The following is a 15,652-nucleotide window of genomic DNA, read 5'->3' as shown; positions in this document are numbered from 1 at the left end:
CAGATTCTGCCCGAACCCAGGTTTTAAGCACCCATGTCCATCGCAAATTCCATCCGTGGCCAGATCCCGCCGATCCACAAGGAAGGCTATCCGTTCATTGGCGCCTTTGCGCTGGCGAGCCTGGTGCTGTTCTGGATTTGGACGCCGCTGGGCTGGATCGGCACGGTCCTGACAGTCTGGTGTGCGCTGTTCTTCCGCGATCCGGTGCGCGTGACCCCGACCCGCGAGGGTGTCGTGGTGTCGCCCGCCGACGGGAAAGTATCGATGGTGCAGCCGGTGCTGCCACCGGCTGAACTCGGCCTCGGCGATCAGCCGCTGCTGCGCATTTCCGTGTTCATGAGCGTCTTCAACGTCCACGTGAACCGCAGCCCAGTGGCTGGCCGGATCGAGCGCATTGCCTATCGGCCGGGCAAGTTCATCAATGCCGAGCTGGACAAGGCCAGCGAGGACAACGAGCGCAATTCGCTGGTGATTTCGACCCCCGGCGGCCGGATCGGCGTGGTGCAGATCGCCGGGCTTGTGGCGCGCCGGATCGTGTCCTTCGTGCGCGAGGGCCAGACCCTGAGCGCTGGCGAGCGCTTTGGCCTCATTCGCTTCGGCTCCCGGCTGGATATCTACCTGCCGGAAGGCAGCAAGGCGTTGGTGGCCGTGGGGCAGACCGCGATTGCTGGTGAGACCGTGCTGGCCGATTTCCGGATCGGTGACGGCGGCCGCACATACCGCGTTGATTAACCCGGGTGATAACCCAGGGGTGATAGCCGCGGGGGTGATTAACCCCGATTTCCTGCCGCTTTCGGCGGCAGGACGCCACAATGGCGGAGCAGGGTGGGATTTGGTAGGATCACGCCATGCAAATGCCTCCTGACCAGTCTCCCGAGACGCGCCGCCGCCGGTTCCGGACCATTCCGATCCGGATGCTGGTGCCGAACATGATCACGCTGCTGGCGATCTGCGCCGGCCTGACGGCGATCCGCCTGTCCACCGAGGGGCGGATGGAACTTGCTGTGGCGGCCATCGTGTTCGCCGCCGTGCTGGATGGCGTTGACGGCCGTGTCGCCCGCATGATCAAGGGCCAGTCCAAATTCGGCGCCGAACTCGACAGCCTGGCTGACTTCGTCAATTTCGGTGTGGCGCCTGGCCTGATCCTGTATTTCTGGCAGCTCCACGATCTCAGCAATGCCGGCTGGATCGCCGCGATGGTGTTCGCCATCGCCGGCAGTCTGCGGCTGGCGCGTTTCAACGCCACCATGGACGATCCGGACAAGCCGGCCTTTGCCGCGAACTTTTTCACGGGCATGCCGGCGCCGCTGGGCGCGCTCACCGTGATGCTGCCAATCTATCTGGGCTTCCTGGGCATGCCGATGCCGCCGGCCATCCTGACGACCCTCTACACGCTGCTTGTTGGCTTCCTGATGGTGTCGCGGTTGCCGGTGTTCTCCGGCAAGGCCGTGAACATGCGGGTGCCGCGTGAGCTGGTGCTGCCGGTGTTCGTCGGCGTGGTGCTCTTCATCGCGCTGCTGATCGGCTACCCTTGGCACATCCTGTCGGCGCTCTCGATCATGTATCTGCTGAGCCTGCCGCTGGGCTGGAAATCGTATCGTGAGCAGGAACGCGCGCTGGCCGCGCAGTCGGTGGTCCCTGTCGATCCGGCAGCGCCCGATGCATCGACGCCCTATACGCCGGGTGCACCTGAGATCGCACCGGATGATCGGCCCGCACGCCTGAACTGATTGTCCATCTCGCGAACAATTCCTGCAGCCGTTTTCGAGGACGAAAGCGGCTGCATTTCGTTTTGGGCATGCAGTGAAGTCGGCTATATCCGGAGTCACTCAGCGACGACGACGTCCCGCGAAGACGGGATGCGATAATCACCCACAGGAGAAACGCCGTGACGAATTCCGCGACCGGTCCGCTGCCCGCATCCGTTCTGGAAGCACTGGGCCGCTACGACACGCCGACCATCTGCAATGCGATGGAGATCGTCGCCCCCGATCGCCGGCTGATCGGCTACACCACGCGTCCGCTGGTTTGTCCGTTTCCCAATCTGCCGCCCATCGTTGGCTATGCGCGCACCGCGACCATTCGTGCGACCATGGCGTCCGGCCTGCCTGCCGCGGAGCAGAAGGCGCGGCGGCTCGCTTACTACGAGTATGTCGGTACGGGCATCGGTCCGCGCATCAGCGTGATCCAGGATATCGACGGGCCCGACGCGGGCTATGGCGCGTTCTGGGGCGAGGTGAACAGCGCCGTCCACAGGGCGCTCGGTTGCCTCGGTGTGGTCACCGATGGCTCTATCCGCGATATCCCGCAATGGGCACCGGACTTCCAGGCGCTCGCCGGCACGATCGGTCCGTCGCATGCGCATGTGCATGTGAGCGAGTTCGGCAATGAAATACGCGTTGCCGGCATGAGTGTCCGTTCGGACGATCTGATCCATGCCGATCAGCACGGCGCGGTTGTGATCCCGCTCGATGTCGCCGCGAAACTGCCGGAAGCGGCAGAGCTGTGCGGGCGGCGGGAGACACCCATTCTCGATATCGCGCGCAGCCCGTCATTCACGCTTGAGAAGCTGAAAGAGGCGATGGCGCGCTCGTCGGAAATACACTGAAATTCGGGGCTATTAAGACTAACGATAAAGGTTAGATGCCGATCAACCCGAACCAGCTCCGGTTGCTTGCGCGGCCGGAGGGCTTCGGGCTAACTGCCGGTTCCGCCGTTAAAACGGACATTGGAGACGGTATTGCCTCAGACCAAGGATATGAAGAAAGCCTGGAATGAGCGTGCAAATCGTGACCCGTTCTTTTACGTCGAGACCGAGCTGTGGGATCACGATCCCGAAAAATTCTTCGCACTCGGACGCGAACGCGCGACGCTGCTGATCGACCCTGTTCTTGCAAAATATGCAGTTGATCCCGTCGGCAAGACGGCGGTCGATATCGGCTGCGGTGTCGGACGTTTCACGCAGGCGCTTGGCCGGCGTTTCACCAGGGCTGTTGGCATCGATGTGTCCGACGTCATGGTGGAAAAAGCGAAGGCGGCGGCAGCGGCGTTCAGCAATCTCGACTTCGTCGCCGGCAATGGCGTCGTGTTTCCCTTAGCGTCCGAAACTGCGGATTTCGTGTGGTCATATGAGGTCTTTCAGCACATGCCGTCGCATGACGTCGTGAAGGCCAATCTGGTCGAGGTTGCCCGCATCCTGCGTCCATCCGCGCTTGGACTCATTCACTTCCGAACGGCGCACGAATATCCGACGATCCTCTGGCATATCGCCAAGTTCGTCCCGACGTCTGTCATCCAGCGCCTGAAAATGATGCTCGGCAAGGATCCGCTGACGGCGGATACGTCGTGGCGCGGTGCAAAGCCGTTGCCGAAGAATACGATCGCCGACTTCTGCGTGGCCGCCGGCCTCAAGCCGATCGAGTTTCTCGATGACCCGACCCACGCGCCGGGGTCACGTACCTTCGTGGTCGTCCAGCGCGCTGTTTAACGCAGCACAGTCGCCCTCAATCTGTCTGCTAAACGAACTTTCCGTATCGTTCCACGCGTGCTCGCACGTCATTAATCTGTCGTTAATGAACCGTGAAGCGGTAACGCGTCCTTAATCGCAGTATCGCTAAGGTACCTTCGCGCGGCCTGATCTCGAGGCGTGCCGCCGTCCAGGACGGGCGTCGTTCGATACGTGTATAGCGTCGGAGTTGACATGGATATCACAACACTCGTCGGTTTTGTCGCTGGCATCATTGTGCTGTGTACCCTGGTCCTCATGGGCGGCAGCTTCGGGATGTTCTACGACATCCACGCCGTCATCATCATTTTCGGCGGTTCGTTTGCTGCGACTCTGATCCGCTTTCCGCTCTCGTCCATCCTTCATGGCATTCCGCTCGGCGCCAAATTTGCATTCACGCTGAGCCGTCTGAACGCTCGTGATCTCGTTGACGAACTCGCCCGCATCGCGGAAATCGCGAGAAAGCAGGGCCCGGTTGGACTGGAAAAAGTCGAAACTGATGACGCATTCCTTGCCAAGGGAATCCGCTTCGTTGCCGACGGCTACGATCTCGAATTCATCCGCGACAATCTCGAGCGCGACCGCGACAATTTCCTCATGCATCTCGACGAAGGCTCGAAGATCTACCGCGCCATCGGCGATTGCGCGCCGGCCTTCGGCATGATCGGCACGCTGCTCGGCATGGTGCAGATGTTCTCGAACATGTCCGATCCGTCCAAGCTCGGCCCCTTCATGGCTGTCGCGCTACTCGCCACATTGTACGGTGCGATCGTCGGCAACTTGATCTGTCTGCCCATTGCCGACAAGCTGCACGTCAAGGTGCTCGATGAGGAAACCAACCGCACACTCATCATCGACGGCATCCTGATGATCCGCGACTCGAAGAGCCCGGCGCTGGTCCGCGAAATGCTGCTGGCCTATCTGCCCGAGAAGCACCGCCATGACGAAAGTGAGCCGGTCCCAGCGTAACACACTGGAGGCAGGCTCGGAGCACGTCCGATGGCGAAGAAAAAACGCGGAGAAGCACACGGCGGCCATGGCTGGTTCGTGACCTTCGCCGACCTGATGGCGCTGCTGCTCAGCTACTTCGTCATGCTGGTGGCATTCTCCAGCCCTGATGGCGCCAAACTCAAGATCGTTGCCGGCTCGGTTCGCGAAGCCTTCGGCGTGCAATCCGATGCGCGTTATTCAGGTGTGATCGAATCCGATGGTCTGCCGACGCGCGGTCAGACGAAGAACAAGGACCATGTGTCGCCGGACGATGCGTCGAACATCACCAGTCCGAGCGAGAAGGGCGGCCGTCCCGCGGGCGCCAAGCTGAAGATGGACCGCGAATTCGCGCTCGCTTCGGCGTCACTGCGGCAGGCGCTGCAGGACATGCCGGAGATCAACGAGATCTCCAAGAACATCATGTTCGAGGAGACCAAGCAGGGCCTCAATCTGGAAATCATCGATCAGAACGGCCGCTCGATGTTTGCTGATGGATCCAAGGTTCCTTATGAGCGCACCCGTCTGCTGCTGCAGAAACTCGCCGGGCCGCTGAAGGCAACGCCGCTGCGCGTGGCGATCGTCGGTCACACCGCCGCGGGCTTCGTGCCGGCGCGCAGCGAATACGACGCATTCGATCTGTCGGCCGATCGCGCCAATGTGGTTCGGCAGATTCTCGAACGGGAAGGCCTGCCGTCGTCCCATATCTTCTCGGTGTCAGGCAAGGCAGACAGCCAGCCGCTATTCCCCGATGATCCGACCATGGCCGCCAACCGGCGGGTGACCATTACGCTGATGCGGGAAGACCCGCCGCTGCCGCCAAACCTCAAGCCGTAAAACAGTCAATTCCTTTTTTACTGCTCCAGCCTCTTTTTTTGCTGGGCAATGCCGATTTTTGCTGCGCTCCCGATAAGCGATCTGCGGCAGGATAGGCTAGTGTCCCGGTTGACTGGCATTGCCCGGCGCGCCATAGCCGGGTCCGGATTGTCCAGAGGCGTTACGAGCAGAATGGCCGTTACGGAAACAACAGGCGAGGGACCGATCGAAGTTCCGGTTCATACCGGCTTCTGGTCGCTCACGGTCGGCAGTATCGGCGTCGTGTTCGGCGACATCGGAACGTCGCCGCTTTACGCATTCCGCGAGGCGGTACACGGCGCATCTCATGGCGCCCCGGTCACGCCCGTCATCGTGCTCGGCGTGCTCTCGCTGATCCTGTGGGCGCTGTTCATCGTCGTGACAGCGAAATACGTGCTGTTCCTGCTGCGCGCCGACAACAATGGCGAGGGTGGAACACTGTCGCTGATGGCGCTCGGCCAGCGTGCCCTGGGTCGGCGGAGCTTGCCGCTGATGGTACTGGGCGTGATCGGCGCCTCGATGTTCATCGGCGATTCCATGATCACCCCGGCGATCTCGGTGCTCTCGGCGGTGGAAGGCCTCAAGCTCAAGGCACCTGCGCTCGAACCTTATGTCGTGCCGGTCACGGTCGCGATTCTCGTCGTGCTGTTCTCGGTGCAGCGGATTGGCACCGCCAAGGTGGCCTCCGCCTTCGGTCCGGTGATGATCATCTGGTTCACGGCGCTCGCGCTAATGGGCGCCTCGCATATCTTCGATGATCCGACGGTGCTGAAGGCGATCAATCCGTACTATGCCGTGCAGTTCATGCTGACCCACGGGACCATCGGTCTGGTGACCCTGGGCGCAGTCTTCCTCGCCGTGACCGGCGGCGAGGCGCTCTATGCCGATCTTGGCCATTTCGGTCGCAGACCAATTCAATACGGCTGGTTCTTCTTCGTGCTGCCGGCGTTGATGATCAATTATTTCGGGCAGGGCGCGCTCGTGCTGTCGAACCCGGCCGCGATCGAAAATCCGTTCTATCGGATGGCACCAGAATCGATGCTGTTGCCGTTGATCGCGCTGGCGACGGCCGCCACCGTGATCGCGAGCCAGGCAGTGATTACCGGCGCCTATTCATTGGTGCGTCAGGCGGTGCAGCTTGGGCTGCTGCCGCGCTTCGAAGTGCGCTTCACCTCCGAGACCCATGCCGGCCAGATCTATTTGCCTCGGGTCAATCGTCTGCTGCTGATCGGCGTACTGCTGCTGGTGCTGCTGTTCAAATCGTCGAGCGGTCTGGCCTCGGCCTATGGCATCGCCGTCTCCACCACCATGGTCGCCGATGGCATCATGGGCTTCGTGGTGATCTGGAAGCTATGGAACTGGAAGGCCGCGACTGCCGCTGCGATCATCGCGCCACTGGTGTTCGTCGATCTGGCCTTCCTCAGTGCCAATCTCCTGAAACTGCTGGAAGGCGCCTGGGTGCCGCTGCTGTTCGGCGTGCTGATGGCCGGCATGATCTGGACCTGGCGCCGCGGCGCGGCGATCCTGATCACCAAGACGCGCCGTATCGAAGTGCCGCTGCGTGATCTCATCAAGAGCCTGGAAAAGCGCCCCCCGCATATCGTGAAGGGCACCGCGGTGTTTCTCACCAGCGATCCCGAATTCGTGCCGACGGCGCTGTTGCATAATCTGAAGCACAACAAGGTTCTGCACGAACACAATGTGATCCTGACCATCGAGACTGCGCAAACGCCGAAGGTCGATCTGGCCGAACGCGTTCGCATGGAGAATATCAGCGACAAATTCTCGATGGTAAAGCTGCGCTTCGGCTTCATGGAATCGCCGAACGTGCCCAAGGCGCTCGTCGTCGCGCGCAAGCTCGGCTGGCAATTCGACATCATGGCGACGTCGTTCTTCGTGTCGCGGCGCTCGCTGAAGCCGTCGGCGCAATCCGGCATGCCGTTGTGGCAGGACCATCTGTTCATCGCGCTCAGCCGTTCGGCGAACGACGCCACCGACTATTTCCAGATCCCCACCGGACGCGTGGTGGAGGTCGGTACTCAGGTGACGATCTAAGCATCTTTTGTCATGTCCGGTTCCCCGATTTGCGCTATAACGAGTGTGATCATCGGGGCCGGGAACGGCCTCGCTGCCCCGCTGTTCAGAGACCTGCGATTCAGAAGTCTTCGAGGCCGTTTCCATGACCATCGATAGCGCATCTCCCGCCGCGGCATCCCCGGCGGACCCTACCCATGGGCACTCGACGGCCAGCTTCGGCTCGCTCGTCATGGGCAGTATCGGTGTCGTCTATGGCGACATCGGCACTAGCCCGCTTTACGCGCTCCGTGAGGCGCTGGTCGCGGCCGGGGGCCACAAGGCGCCCGGCATCGACAATGAAGCAATCCTGGGCGTCCTCTCGCTGATCCTGTGGGCCCTGATCATCGTCGTGACGCTCAAATATGTCGTGCTGCTGCTGCGCGCCGACAATAACGGCGAGGGTGGCCCGCTGGCCCTGATGGCGCTGGCCCAGCGCGCGATCGGATCGAGCGGGCCGGTGGTGGTGATGCTCGGCATCATCGCCGCGGCGTTGTTCTATGGCGACGCGGTGATCACGCCGGCGCTGTCCGTGCTCTCGGCCATCGAGGGCGTCAAGCTAGTCACCACCGCCTTCGATCCCTATGTTGTACCGCTCACCATCGTGATCCTTGTGGCGCTTTTCGCCGTGCAATCGCGTGGCACTGCGAAGGTCGCGACGTTCTTCGGACCGATCATGTGCCTATGGTTCATCGTGATCGCGGTAGCGGCCATTCCGCAGATCGTGAAGCATCCTGAAGTGCTCGCGGCACTCAATCCCGTGCATGCGATCTACTTCATGTTCCATCACGGCATCATCGCCTTCGTGACGTTGGGCGCAGTGTTTCTCGCCGTGACCGGCGCCGAAGCGCTCTATGCCGATCTCGGCCATTTCGGCAAAAAGCCGATCCAGCTGGCCTGGCTGTTTCTCGTGCTGCCGTCGCTGGCCATCAACTATTTCGGCCAGGCTGCGCTGGTGATGCATGATCCCACCGCGCTCGAAAATCCGTTCTATCTGATGTTTCCCGACTGGGCGCTGATCCCCATGGTGATCCTCGCGGCGACTGCCACCGTGATTGCGAGTCAGGCCGTGATCACCGGCGCCTATTCGCTGACGCAGCAGGCGATCCAGCTTGGCCTGCTGCCGCGCTTCGAAATCCGGCACACATCGGAGTCGCATTCCGGCCAGATCTACATTCCGCGCGTCAATATGCTGCTGTTCATCGCAGTGATCGTGCTTGTCGTGCTGTTCAAGTCATCGAGCTCGCTGGCCTCGGCCTATGGCATCTCGGTCACCGGCACCATGGTCGTCACTGCGATGATGGGCTTTGTGGTGATCTGGCGCGGCTGGAAGTGGTCGCCGATCGCGGCTGCGGCGCTGATCGTGCCGTTTCTGGTGATCGACATCACGTTCCTCACCGCGAACCTCTTGAAGGTTTTCGACGGCGGCTGGGTGCCGCTGGTGATGGGCGGCGTGATCATTCTCATGATGTATACGTGGCGGCGCGGCAGCCGCCTGCTGTTCGAGAAGTCGCGCAAGCTGGAGTTTCCGCTGGCCGATCTTGTGGCCATGCTGGAGAAACGTCCGCCGCAGCGCGTGGCCGGCACGGCGGTATTTCTCACCAGCGATCCGCAGAGTGCGCCGACGGCGCTGATGCATAGTCTGAAACACTACAAAGTGCTTCACGAGAAGAACGTTATTCTCACCATCGAAACCGCACCAACGCCGCGCACCGATCCCAGTGAGCGGGTGCGCATGGAAGAGATCAGCGCGACCTTTTCGAAAGTGACGCTGCGCTTCGGCTTCATGGAATCGCCGAATGTGCCGAAATCCCTCGCGATTGCGCGCAAGATCGGCTGGCAATTCGACATCATGTCGACCTCGTTCTTTCTCTCGCGCAGGGCGCTGAAGCCTGCGGTGCATTCCGGCATGCCGCGCTGGCAGGACCATCTGTTCATCGCGCTCAGTCGCACTGCCAATGACGCGACCGACTATTTCCAGATCCCCACGGGGAGGGTGGTCGAGGTGGGCACGCAGGTGACTATCTAGGCCTGATCCCGAAAAGCGGGCTTGCGGCTTTCGGGCAGGATCAGGCCCGACAATAAGCTCTTCCAACGCTTGATTTTCGCCTCGCGAGAGGCGACGTTGGCGCCCGAAAACAGGGGCGTTTCCGCCCCTTCGCATTCGCTCCGGACACCGGGGCGGCAGGAGGTTGTGGTGGCAGGCGAAGCTCATACCGTTCACGATTTGACGCCCGAGGAAGTGTCCAAGGGGATCACTGAAGGCAAGTATTTGCTGGTTGACGTGCGCGAACCCAACGAGGTCGCGGTCGAGGCCTATCCGGATGCCGTCGTGGTGCCGCTCTCGGGCTTCGATAGCGCCGATCTGCCCGATCCTGCGGGCAAGCAGATCGTCTTCGCATGTCGCTCCGGCAAGCGCTCGGTGACGGCGTCGCTGGCCGCACAGGCCGATGGCCTTGCCTATGACAAGCACCTCGCCGGTGGAATCCTTGGATGGAAGGCCGCAGGCCTGCCGACAAAGGTTGGCTGATCGCTCGATGAACAAGATCTTCTCTGAGCTGCCCGTCACGGTGTTCGAGGCGATGTCGCAGCTTGCGCGCGACCATAACGCCATCAATCTCGGGCAGGGCTTTCCCGATCATCCCGGTCCCGACGATATCCGTCAGGCCGCCGCCGATGCGGTGCTGAACGGCTATAACCAGTATCCGTCGATGATGGGCATCCCGGAGCTGCGTCAGGCGATCGCCACGCATTACCAGCATTGGCACAAGCTCTCGCTCGATCCGATGACGGAGGTGATGGTGACCTCTGGCGGTACCGAGGCATTGACCTCGTCGATCCTTGCGGTGGTCGAGCCCGGCGACGAAGTCGTGTGCTTCCAGCCGGTCTACGATTCTTATTTGCCGATCATCCGGCAGGCCGGCGGCATTCCGCGTCTGGTCAGCCTCAAGCCGCCGCATTGGCGTCTCACGGAAGAAGATCTCCGCGCGGTCTTCAATCACAAGACCAAGGCCGTGCTGTTCAATAGCCCGCTCAACCCGGCTGCGGTGGTGTCGCCGCGCGAGGATCTCGAACTGCTGGCGAAGTTCTGTCAGGAATTCGATACGATCGCGATCTGCGACGAAGTCTGGGAACATGTGACCTTCGATGGTCACGAGCATATCCCGCTGATCACCATTCCCGGCATGCGCGATCGTACCATCAAGGTCGGCTCCGCCGGCAAGATCTTCTCGCTGACCGGCTGGAAGATCGGCTTCGTTTGCGCCGCGCCGCATCTGCTCCGCGTCTGCGCCAAGGTGCATCAGTTCCTGACCTTCACGACCGCACCCAACCTGCAGGTTGCTGTCGCTTATGGCCTCGGCAAGTCCGACGAGTACTTCAAGACCATGCGTGCCGATCTCGCGCGTAGCCGCGATCGTTTGGCCGCCGGTCTGGAGAGCATCGGCTTTCCCGTCATCAAGTCGCAGGGCACGTACTTCCTCACCGTCGATCTGTCGCCGCTGGGGCTGAACGAGACCGACGAGGAATTCTGCCGACGGCTTGTCTACGACTACAAGGTCGCGGCGATTCCGGTGTCGGCCTTCTATGAGCAGGACAAGGTGACGTCGGTGGTGCGTTTCTGTTTCGCCAAGAATGACGCGACGCTCGATACCGCGCTGGAACGACTGTCCAACGCGGTTCATCGCCGCTAGGAGTTTGATACGCATGGGCAAGCAGGGGATTGCGTGGGTCGTCGGAGTGGCGCTGCTGTGGTCCATGCCCTTGCAGGCGCAAGACCAGAAGCAAGAGCGCGTCGTCAACTTCTACAACTGGTCGAACTACATGGCGCCCGGTGTGCTGGAGGCCTTCACCAGGGAGACCGGCATCAAGGTCGTCTATGACACCTTCGATGCCAACGAGACGCTGGAGACGCGGCTGCTGGCCGGCAAGTCCGGTTACGACGTTGTGGTGCCAACCGCGTATTTCCTGCAGCGCCAGATCACCGCAAAGGTGTTCCAGAAGCTCGACAAGGCGAAGCTGCCGAACCTCGCCAATGCCTGGCCGGAGGTGACCAAGCGTCTCGCGATCTACGATCCCGGCAATCAGTTTGCCGCGAACTACATGTGGGGCACCACGGGCATCGGCTACAACGTCAAGCAGGTCGCGAAAATCCTCGGGCCCGACGCAAAAATCGATAGCTGGGATATCGTCTTCAAGCCGGAGAATCTTGCGAAGTTCAAGGATTGCGGCGTCCATATGCTGGATTCCGCCGACGACATTCTGCCGGCGGCGCTGAATGCGCTGGGCCTCGATCCGAATTCGACCAAACAGCCAGACCTCGAAAAGGCGGCCGATCTCGTCGGCAAGATCAGAGGCAATGTCCGCAAGTTTCACTCCTCCGAATATCTGAGCGCACTGGCAACCGGCGAGATCTGCCTCGTGGTCGGCTGGTCCGGTGACATCATTCAGGCGCGTGCGCGCGCCGAGGAAGCCAAGAACGGCGTCGAGATCGGCTATGCGGTGCCGAAGGAGGGCGCGCAGATGTTCTTCGACAATCTGGCGATTCCGGCCGATGCCAAGAACGTCAATGAAGCCTATGAGCTGATCAACTACCTCTACCGACCGGACGTCGCAGCGAAGAACTCGGATTTTCTCGGTTATGCCAATGGCAATCTCGCCAGCCAGAAGCTGATCGATCCGAAGATCCTGAACGACAAGACGATCTATCCGGATGAGGCGATGTTGCAGAAGCTGTTCGTCATTACGGCGCGCGATCCGGCCACACAGCGCGTGATCAACCGCTTATGGACGAAGGTGAAGACGGGACGCTGAGCGTTATCGCCAGCGCCGATGCAGCCACAGCCACTGCTCGGGATATTCCCGGATCCAGCCTTCCAGCACGGATGTCACCGCCTGCATAGTGCCCTGAACGTCGACCTTGCCATTGGGATCGCGCACCGGCTTCACCTCTTCGGAGACTTCGATGCGGAACCGATGATCGGGCAGACGGATGATACGAACACCGTGGATCGGGCAATCGACCTGACGCAACAGCCGCGCCAGCATCGGATTGGCATTGGTCTTGCGGCCGAAGAAATCCACCGGGACGCCGTTGGTGAACCATTGATCCACCAGCATGGCGACGTGCTTGCCCTCGTTCAGCGCGTGCGCGAGCTTGAGCGGCGCGTCATGGCTGGCCGGGATGAGATTGCCCATGTTGATCGCGCGCGTCTGATGAATGGCGCGGTCTGCGGCGGCGCTGTTCGGCCGGCGATAGAGCACGGCGGCGTCGAGGCCGTGGGCCACGGCGGCGAGCGCAGGAATTTCCCAATTGCCGAGATGGCTGGCGAAAATCAGTGCCGGTTTGCCGTCGTCGCGCAACTGATCGAAAATCTCGCCGGTGCGCGCGGAGAATTCGACATTGCTCGGCTTGGTCGGATTGGCGGGGTCATAGTCCCAGATCTTGTCGAGATGGGCGAATTCCGCACCGATGCGCCCCATATTGTCCCAGACACCCGCGAGGATCTTCTCGATTTCTTCCGGTGATTTCTCAGGGAAGGCGGCGGTGAGATTGGCGCGGCCGATCTTGTCTTCGCGAAACAGCGGGCCGATGCGCTGGGTGATCTTGCCGAACCGATTGGCGGTCTTGACCGGATCGAAATAGCGCGTGGTGCGCAGGATGCCGATCGTCAGCGCACCGACAGCGGCGTCGCCTGCAGGCTTCAGGGCATCGCGAATGCGGGCCTTGGTGCGAAGCAGCAGGCGGAGCATCAGAAGTGAACGATGATCTTGCCGAACACCTGGCGGGTTTCCATCCGCTTCAGCGCGGTCTCGACGTCGCTGATCGGCACTTCGGTATCGATCACCGGCAGCATGCCGTCGGCCATCTTGTCGAGGCTCTCGGCAATGTTCTTCATGGTGGCGCCGAACGATCCGAAGATGCGGTATTGCTGTTGGAACAGCTGCATCAGGTTGATTGTCGTGGTCGGGCCCGAGGTCGAACCGCAGGTGACCAGACGGCCACCGCGCTTCATCACCAGCAGCGAGCCGTTGAAAGTGTCGGCGCCGACGTGTTCGAACACGACATCGACGCCCTTCTTCTTGGTGATCTTGCGCGTCTCGCCCTCGAAGCGATCCTTGCGATAGTTGATGACGTGATCCGCACCGAGGGCCTTCACGCCCTCGATCTTGGAATCGTCGCCCACGGTGGTGATCACGGTGCAGCCGATCTTCTTCGCCATCATGATGGCGACGGTACCGATGCCGGAGCCGCCGGCATGGACCAGAATGGTCTCGCCGGGCTGCAGCTTGGCATTGTCGAACAGCATGTGCTGCACGGTCGAGAAGGCGATCGGGGCGCAGGCCGCGTCGCGGAAGCTGATGCCGTCGGGGACGGGGATCACCAGACGTGCCGGCATGTTCATCAGTTCGCGCGAAAAGCCGTCGATGTGGAAGCCATAGAGCCCGCCGACGTTCTCGCAGAAATTGTCACGGCCTTCCTGGCAGGCCTTGCAGTGCCCGCAGGTGAGTGCGCCATACATCACAACCTTCTGGCCGGGCTTCACATGGGTGACGCCTTCGCCGACGGCAGCGATTTCGCCCGAGGCTTCGGCGCCGATCGACAGCGGCAGCTTGCGCTTGGCGAAGGCCATGCCGCGGAAGCCCCAGACGTCGATATGGTTCAGGGCGACAGCCTTGACGCGAATCTGCACTTCGCCGGCACCAGGCGGCGGGGGCGGCGGCACGTCAACGACGACGAGCTCACGATCGGCAACAAGATTGAGCGCACGCATGAACCGCGTCTCCGGCAAGAAAGGTTGATTTCGGATGGCCTGCGTATCGCCGGTTCACGTCATGACGTCAACCGGCGAGGGGCGGCCATCGGGGCCGGGGAGCCTTAAACGGGCTCGCCGGTGAGGATCAGCGAGGCATTCTGGCCGCCAAAGCCGAAGGAATTCGACATCACGGCCGTCACGCGTGCATCGCGGGCGGTATTGGGAACCACGTCGAACGGAATGGCTGGATCGGGAACATCGTAATTGATCGTCGGCGGGATCCGCTGGTGTTCCAGGGTGAGCAGCGAGAACACCGCCTCGACTGCGCCGGCGGCGGAGAGCGTGTGGCCGACCATGGACTTGTTCGACGAGACCGGAATTTCCTTGGCGCGCTCACCGAATACGCTGGAAATGCCGAGATACTCCATCTTGTCGTTTTCCGGCGTGCCGGTGCCGTGGGCGTTGATGTAGTCGATCTGGTCCGACGTCAGACCGGCATCCACCAGTGCGTTGTTCACGCAGCCGATGATCGGCTTGCCGTCCGGGCTGGAACGGGTGCGGTGGAACGAGTCCGCGAGTTCGCCGCAACCGGCGACAATGCCGAGGATCTTGGCGCCGCGCGCGGTGGCGGCTTCCAGGCTTTCCAGGACCAGCGCACCGGCGCCTTCGGCCATCACGAACCCATCGCGGTTCTTGGCGAAGGGACGGACAGCTTTCTGTGGCGGGTCGTTGTGGGTCGAGAGTGCCGATAGCAGCGAGAAACGGATCAGCGCTTCCGGGTTCACCGAGCCGTCGGTGGCCACGCACAGCGCCGCATCGGCTTCGCCGCGGCGGATCGCTTCGACGCCGAGCTGGATCGCAGTGGCGCCGGAGGCACACGCGGTGGACAGCGAGATCGGCGAGCCCTTGGTGCCGAACGTGTCCGCGAGATGGTCGGCAACCGAGCCGAACAGGAAGCGGCGGTGATACTGGACGAACTTGCCGCCGCCGGCGACGCGCAGCAGTGTGTCGTAATTGATATCGCTATTGGCGCCGGCGGCCTTGGCCAACACCTGGCGCTGCGGCCACTCGACTTCGACAGGCGCAACCGCGAGGAACAGCGGGCCCGGGAAGTCGCCCTTGCTGCCGATATTGGCCTGCGCGATGGCTTCCTCGGTGACGAGCTCGCCGAGCTTCTCGGAGAGGTCGGTGGAGGAAAACGGCTCGACCGGCACGAAATCGATCGTGCCTGCCATCGTCGTCTTCATGCCGTCGGTGGGAAAACGCGTGATGGTGCGAATGCCGGACTCGCCAGCGGTGAGCTTGGCCCAGTTGTCTTCCTTGCCGGCGCCGAGCGATGTCGCAACACCCATGCCCGTGACGACAACGATCGGTCGGCCGAATTTATCGCGCGTTGCAGTCATGCTCTCTCCGTCGGCCGCGTCGACCGCTTAACTTGAGCATGATCCCGAAAAGTGGATGCTGGTTTTCGGATAAG

At 61.7% G+C, this 15,652-nt stretch carries 14 protein-coding genes; 11 read left to right on the top strand and 3 right to left on the bottom strand.

Going from position 1 to position 15,652, the window contains the following annotated elements; translation table 11 throughout:
- Positions 1 to 33: 33 nt before the first annotated feature.
- The 11 genes from AB7951_RS16455 to AB7951_RS16405 all read left to right on the top strand — a co-directional run bounded on the left by AB7951_RS16455 (position 34) and on the right by AB7951_RS16405 (position 12,232).
- Positions 34 to 732 (top strand): phosphatidylserine decarboxylase, encoded by a 699-nt coding sequence (locus AB7951_RS16455; protein ID WP_068730577.1) that lies wholly within the window; start codon positions 34 to 36, stop codon positions 730 to 732.
- 122 nt (positions 733 to 854) lie between these two features.
- A complete protein-coding gene (pssA, locus tag AB7951_RS16450) occupies positions 855 to 1,730 on the top strand; it encodes a CDP-diacylglycerol--serine O-phosphatidyltransferase (RefSeq protein WP_120291022.1) in 876 nt (291 codons plus the stop codon).
- A 158-nt stretch (positions 1,731 to 1,888) separates the two neighbouring features.
- A complete protein-coding gene (locus AB7951_RS16445) occupies positions 1,889 to 2,608 on the top strand; it encodes an RraA family protein (protein WP_120291024.1) in 720 nt (239 codons plus the stop codon).
- Positions 2,609 to 2,740: 132 nt separating this feature from the next.
- The gene (locus AB7951_RS16440; RefSeq protein WP_147421698.1) at positions 2,741 to 3,487 is read left to right on the top strand and encodes a class I SAM-dependent methyltransferase; all 747 of its coding nucleotides are present in this window, start codon (positions 2,741 to 2,743) and stop codon (positions 3,485 to 3,487) included.
- Positions 3,488 to 3,700: 213 nt separating this feature from the next.
- Positions 3,701 to 4,474: a motility protein A gene (locus AB7951_RS16435; protein ID WP_068730581.1), complete on the top strand. Its 774-nt coding sequence runs from the start codon at positions 3,701 to 3,703 to the stop codon at positions 4,472 to 4,474.
- 30 nt (positions 4,475 to 4,504) lie between these two features.
- The gene (locus AB7951_RS16430; protein ID WP_068730582.1) at positions 4,505 to 5,329 is read left to right on the top strand and encodes an OmpA/MotB family protein; all 825 of its coding nucleotides are present in this window, start codon (positions 4,505 to 4,507) and stop codon (positions 5,327 to 5,329) included.
- Positions 5,330 to 5,500: 171 nt separating this feature from the next.
- Complete coding sequence (locus tag AB7951_RS16425; protein ID WP_120291028.1) at positions 5,501 to 7,402, top strand: potassium transporter Kup; 1,902 nt, start codon at positions 5,501 to 5,503, stop codon at positions 7,400 to 7,402.
- 124 nt (positions 7,403 to 7,526) lie between these two features.
- Positions 7,527 to 9,449, top strand: coding sequence for a potassium transporter Kup (locus AB7951_RS16420; RefSeq protein WP_439061399.1), 1,923 nt, complete (start codon positions 7,527 to 7,529; stop codon positions 9,447 to 9,449).
- A gap of 168 nt (positions 9,450 to 9,617) precedes the next feature.
- On the top strand, positions 9,618 to 9,950 hold the full coding sequence (locus AB7951_RS16415) for a rhodanese-like domain-containing protein (protein ID WP_093758906.1): 333 nt from the start codon (positions 9,618 to 9,620) through the stop codon (positions 9,948 to 9,950).
- Between the two features lie 7 nt (positions 9,951 to 9,957).
- The gene (locus AB7951_RS16410; RefSeq protein WP_120291213.1) at positions 9,958 to 11,112 is read left to right on the top strand and encodes an aminotransferase; all 1,155 of its coding nucleotides are present in this window, start codon (positions 9,958 to 9,960) and stop codon (positions 11,110 to 11,112) included.
- Positions 11,113 to 11,176: 64 nt separating this feature from the next.
- Complete coding sequence (locus AB7951_RS16405) at positions 11,177 to 12,232, top strand: polyamine ABC transporter substrate-binding protein (protein WP_439062641.1); 1,056 nt, start codon at positions 11,177 to 11,179, stop codon at positions 12,230 to 12,232.
- 3 nt (positions 12,233 to 12,235) lie between these two features.
- Here the strand turns inward: AB7951_RS16405 and AB7951_RS16400 are convergent, their stop codons facing one another.
- The 3 genes from AB7951_RS16400 to AB7951_RS16390 form a co-directional block, all read right to left on the bottom strand.
- Positions 12,236 to 13,171 (bottom strand): lipid A biosynthesis lauroyl acyltransferase, encoded by a 936-nt coding sequence (locus AB7951_RS16400; RefSeq protein WP_120291034.1) that lies wholly within the window; start codon positions 13,169 to 13,171, stop codon positions 12,236 to 12,238.
- On the bottom strand, positions 13,171 to 14,193 hold the full coding sequence (locus tag AB7951_RS16395) for a zinc-binding dehydrogenase (RefSeq protein ID WP_120291036.1): 1,023 nt from the start codon (positions 14,191 to 14,193) through the stop codon (positions 13,171 to 13,173). The genes AB7951_RS16400 and AB7951_RS16395 overlap by 1 nt, the downstream gene beginning before the upstream one ends.
- 104 nt (positions 14,194 to 14,297) lie before the next feature.
- The gene (locus tag AB7951_RS16390) at positions 14,298 to 15,578 is read right to left on the bottom strand and encodes a beta-ketoacyl-ACP synthase (protein ID WP_089267167.1); all 1,281 of its coding nucleotides are present in this window, start codon (positions 15,576 to 15,578) and stop codon (positions 14,298 to 14,300) included.
- Positions 15,579 to 15,652 lie beyond the last annotated feature (74 nt).

The organism is Tardiphaga sp. 285_C5_N1_2, from assembly GCF_052076065.1.
GTDB lineage: Bacteria > Pseudomonadota > Alphaproteobacteria > Rhizobiales > Xanthobacteraceae > Tardiphaga > Tardiphaga robiniae.
The sequence above is the reverse complement of the archived record's forward strand: the minus strand, read 5'-3'. Positions and strand labels throughout refer to the sequence as shown.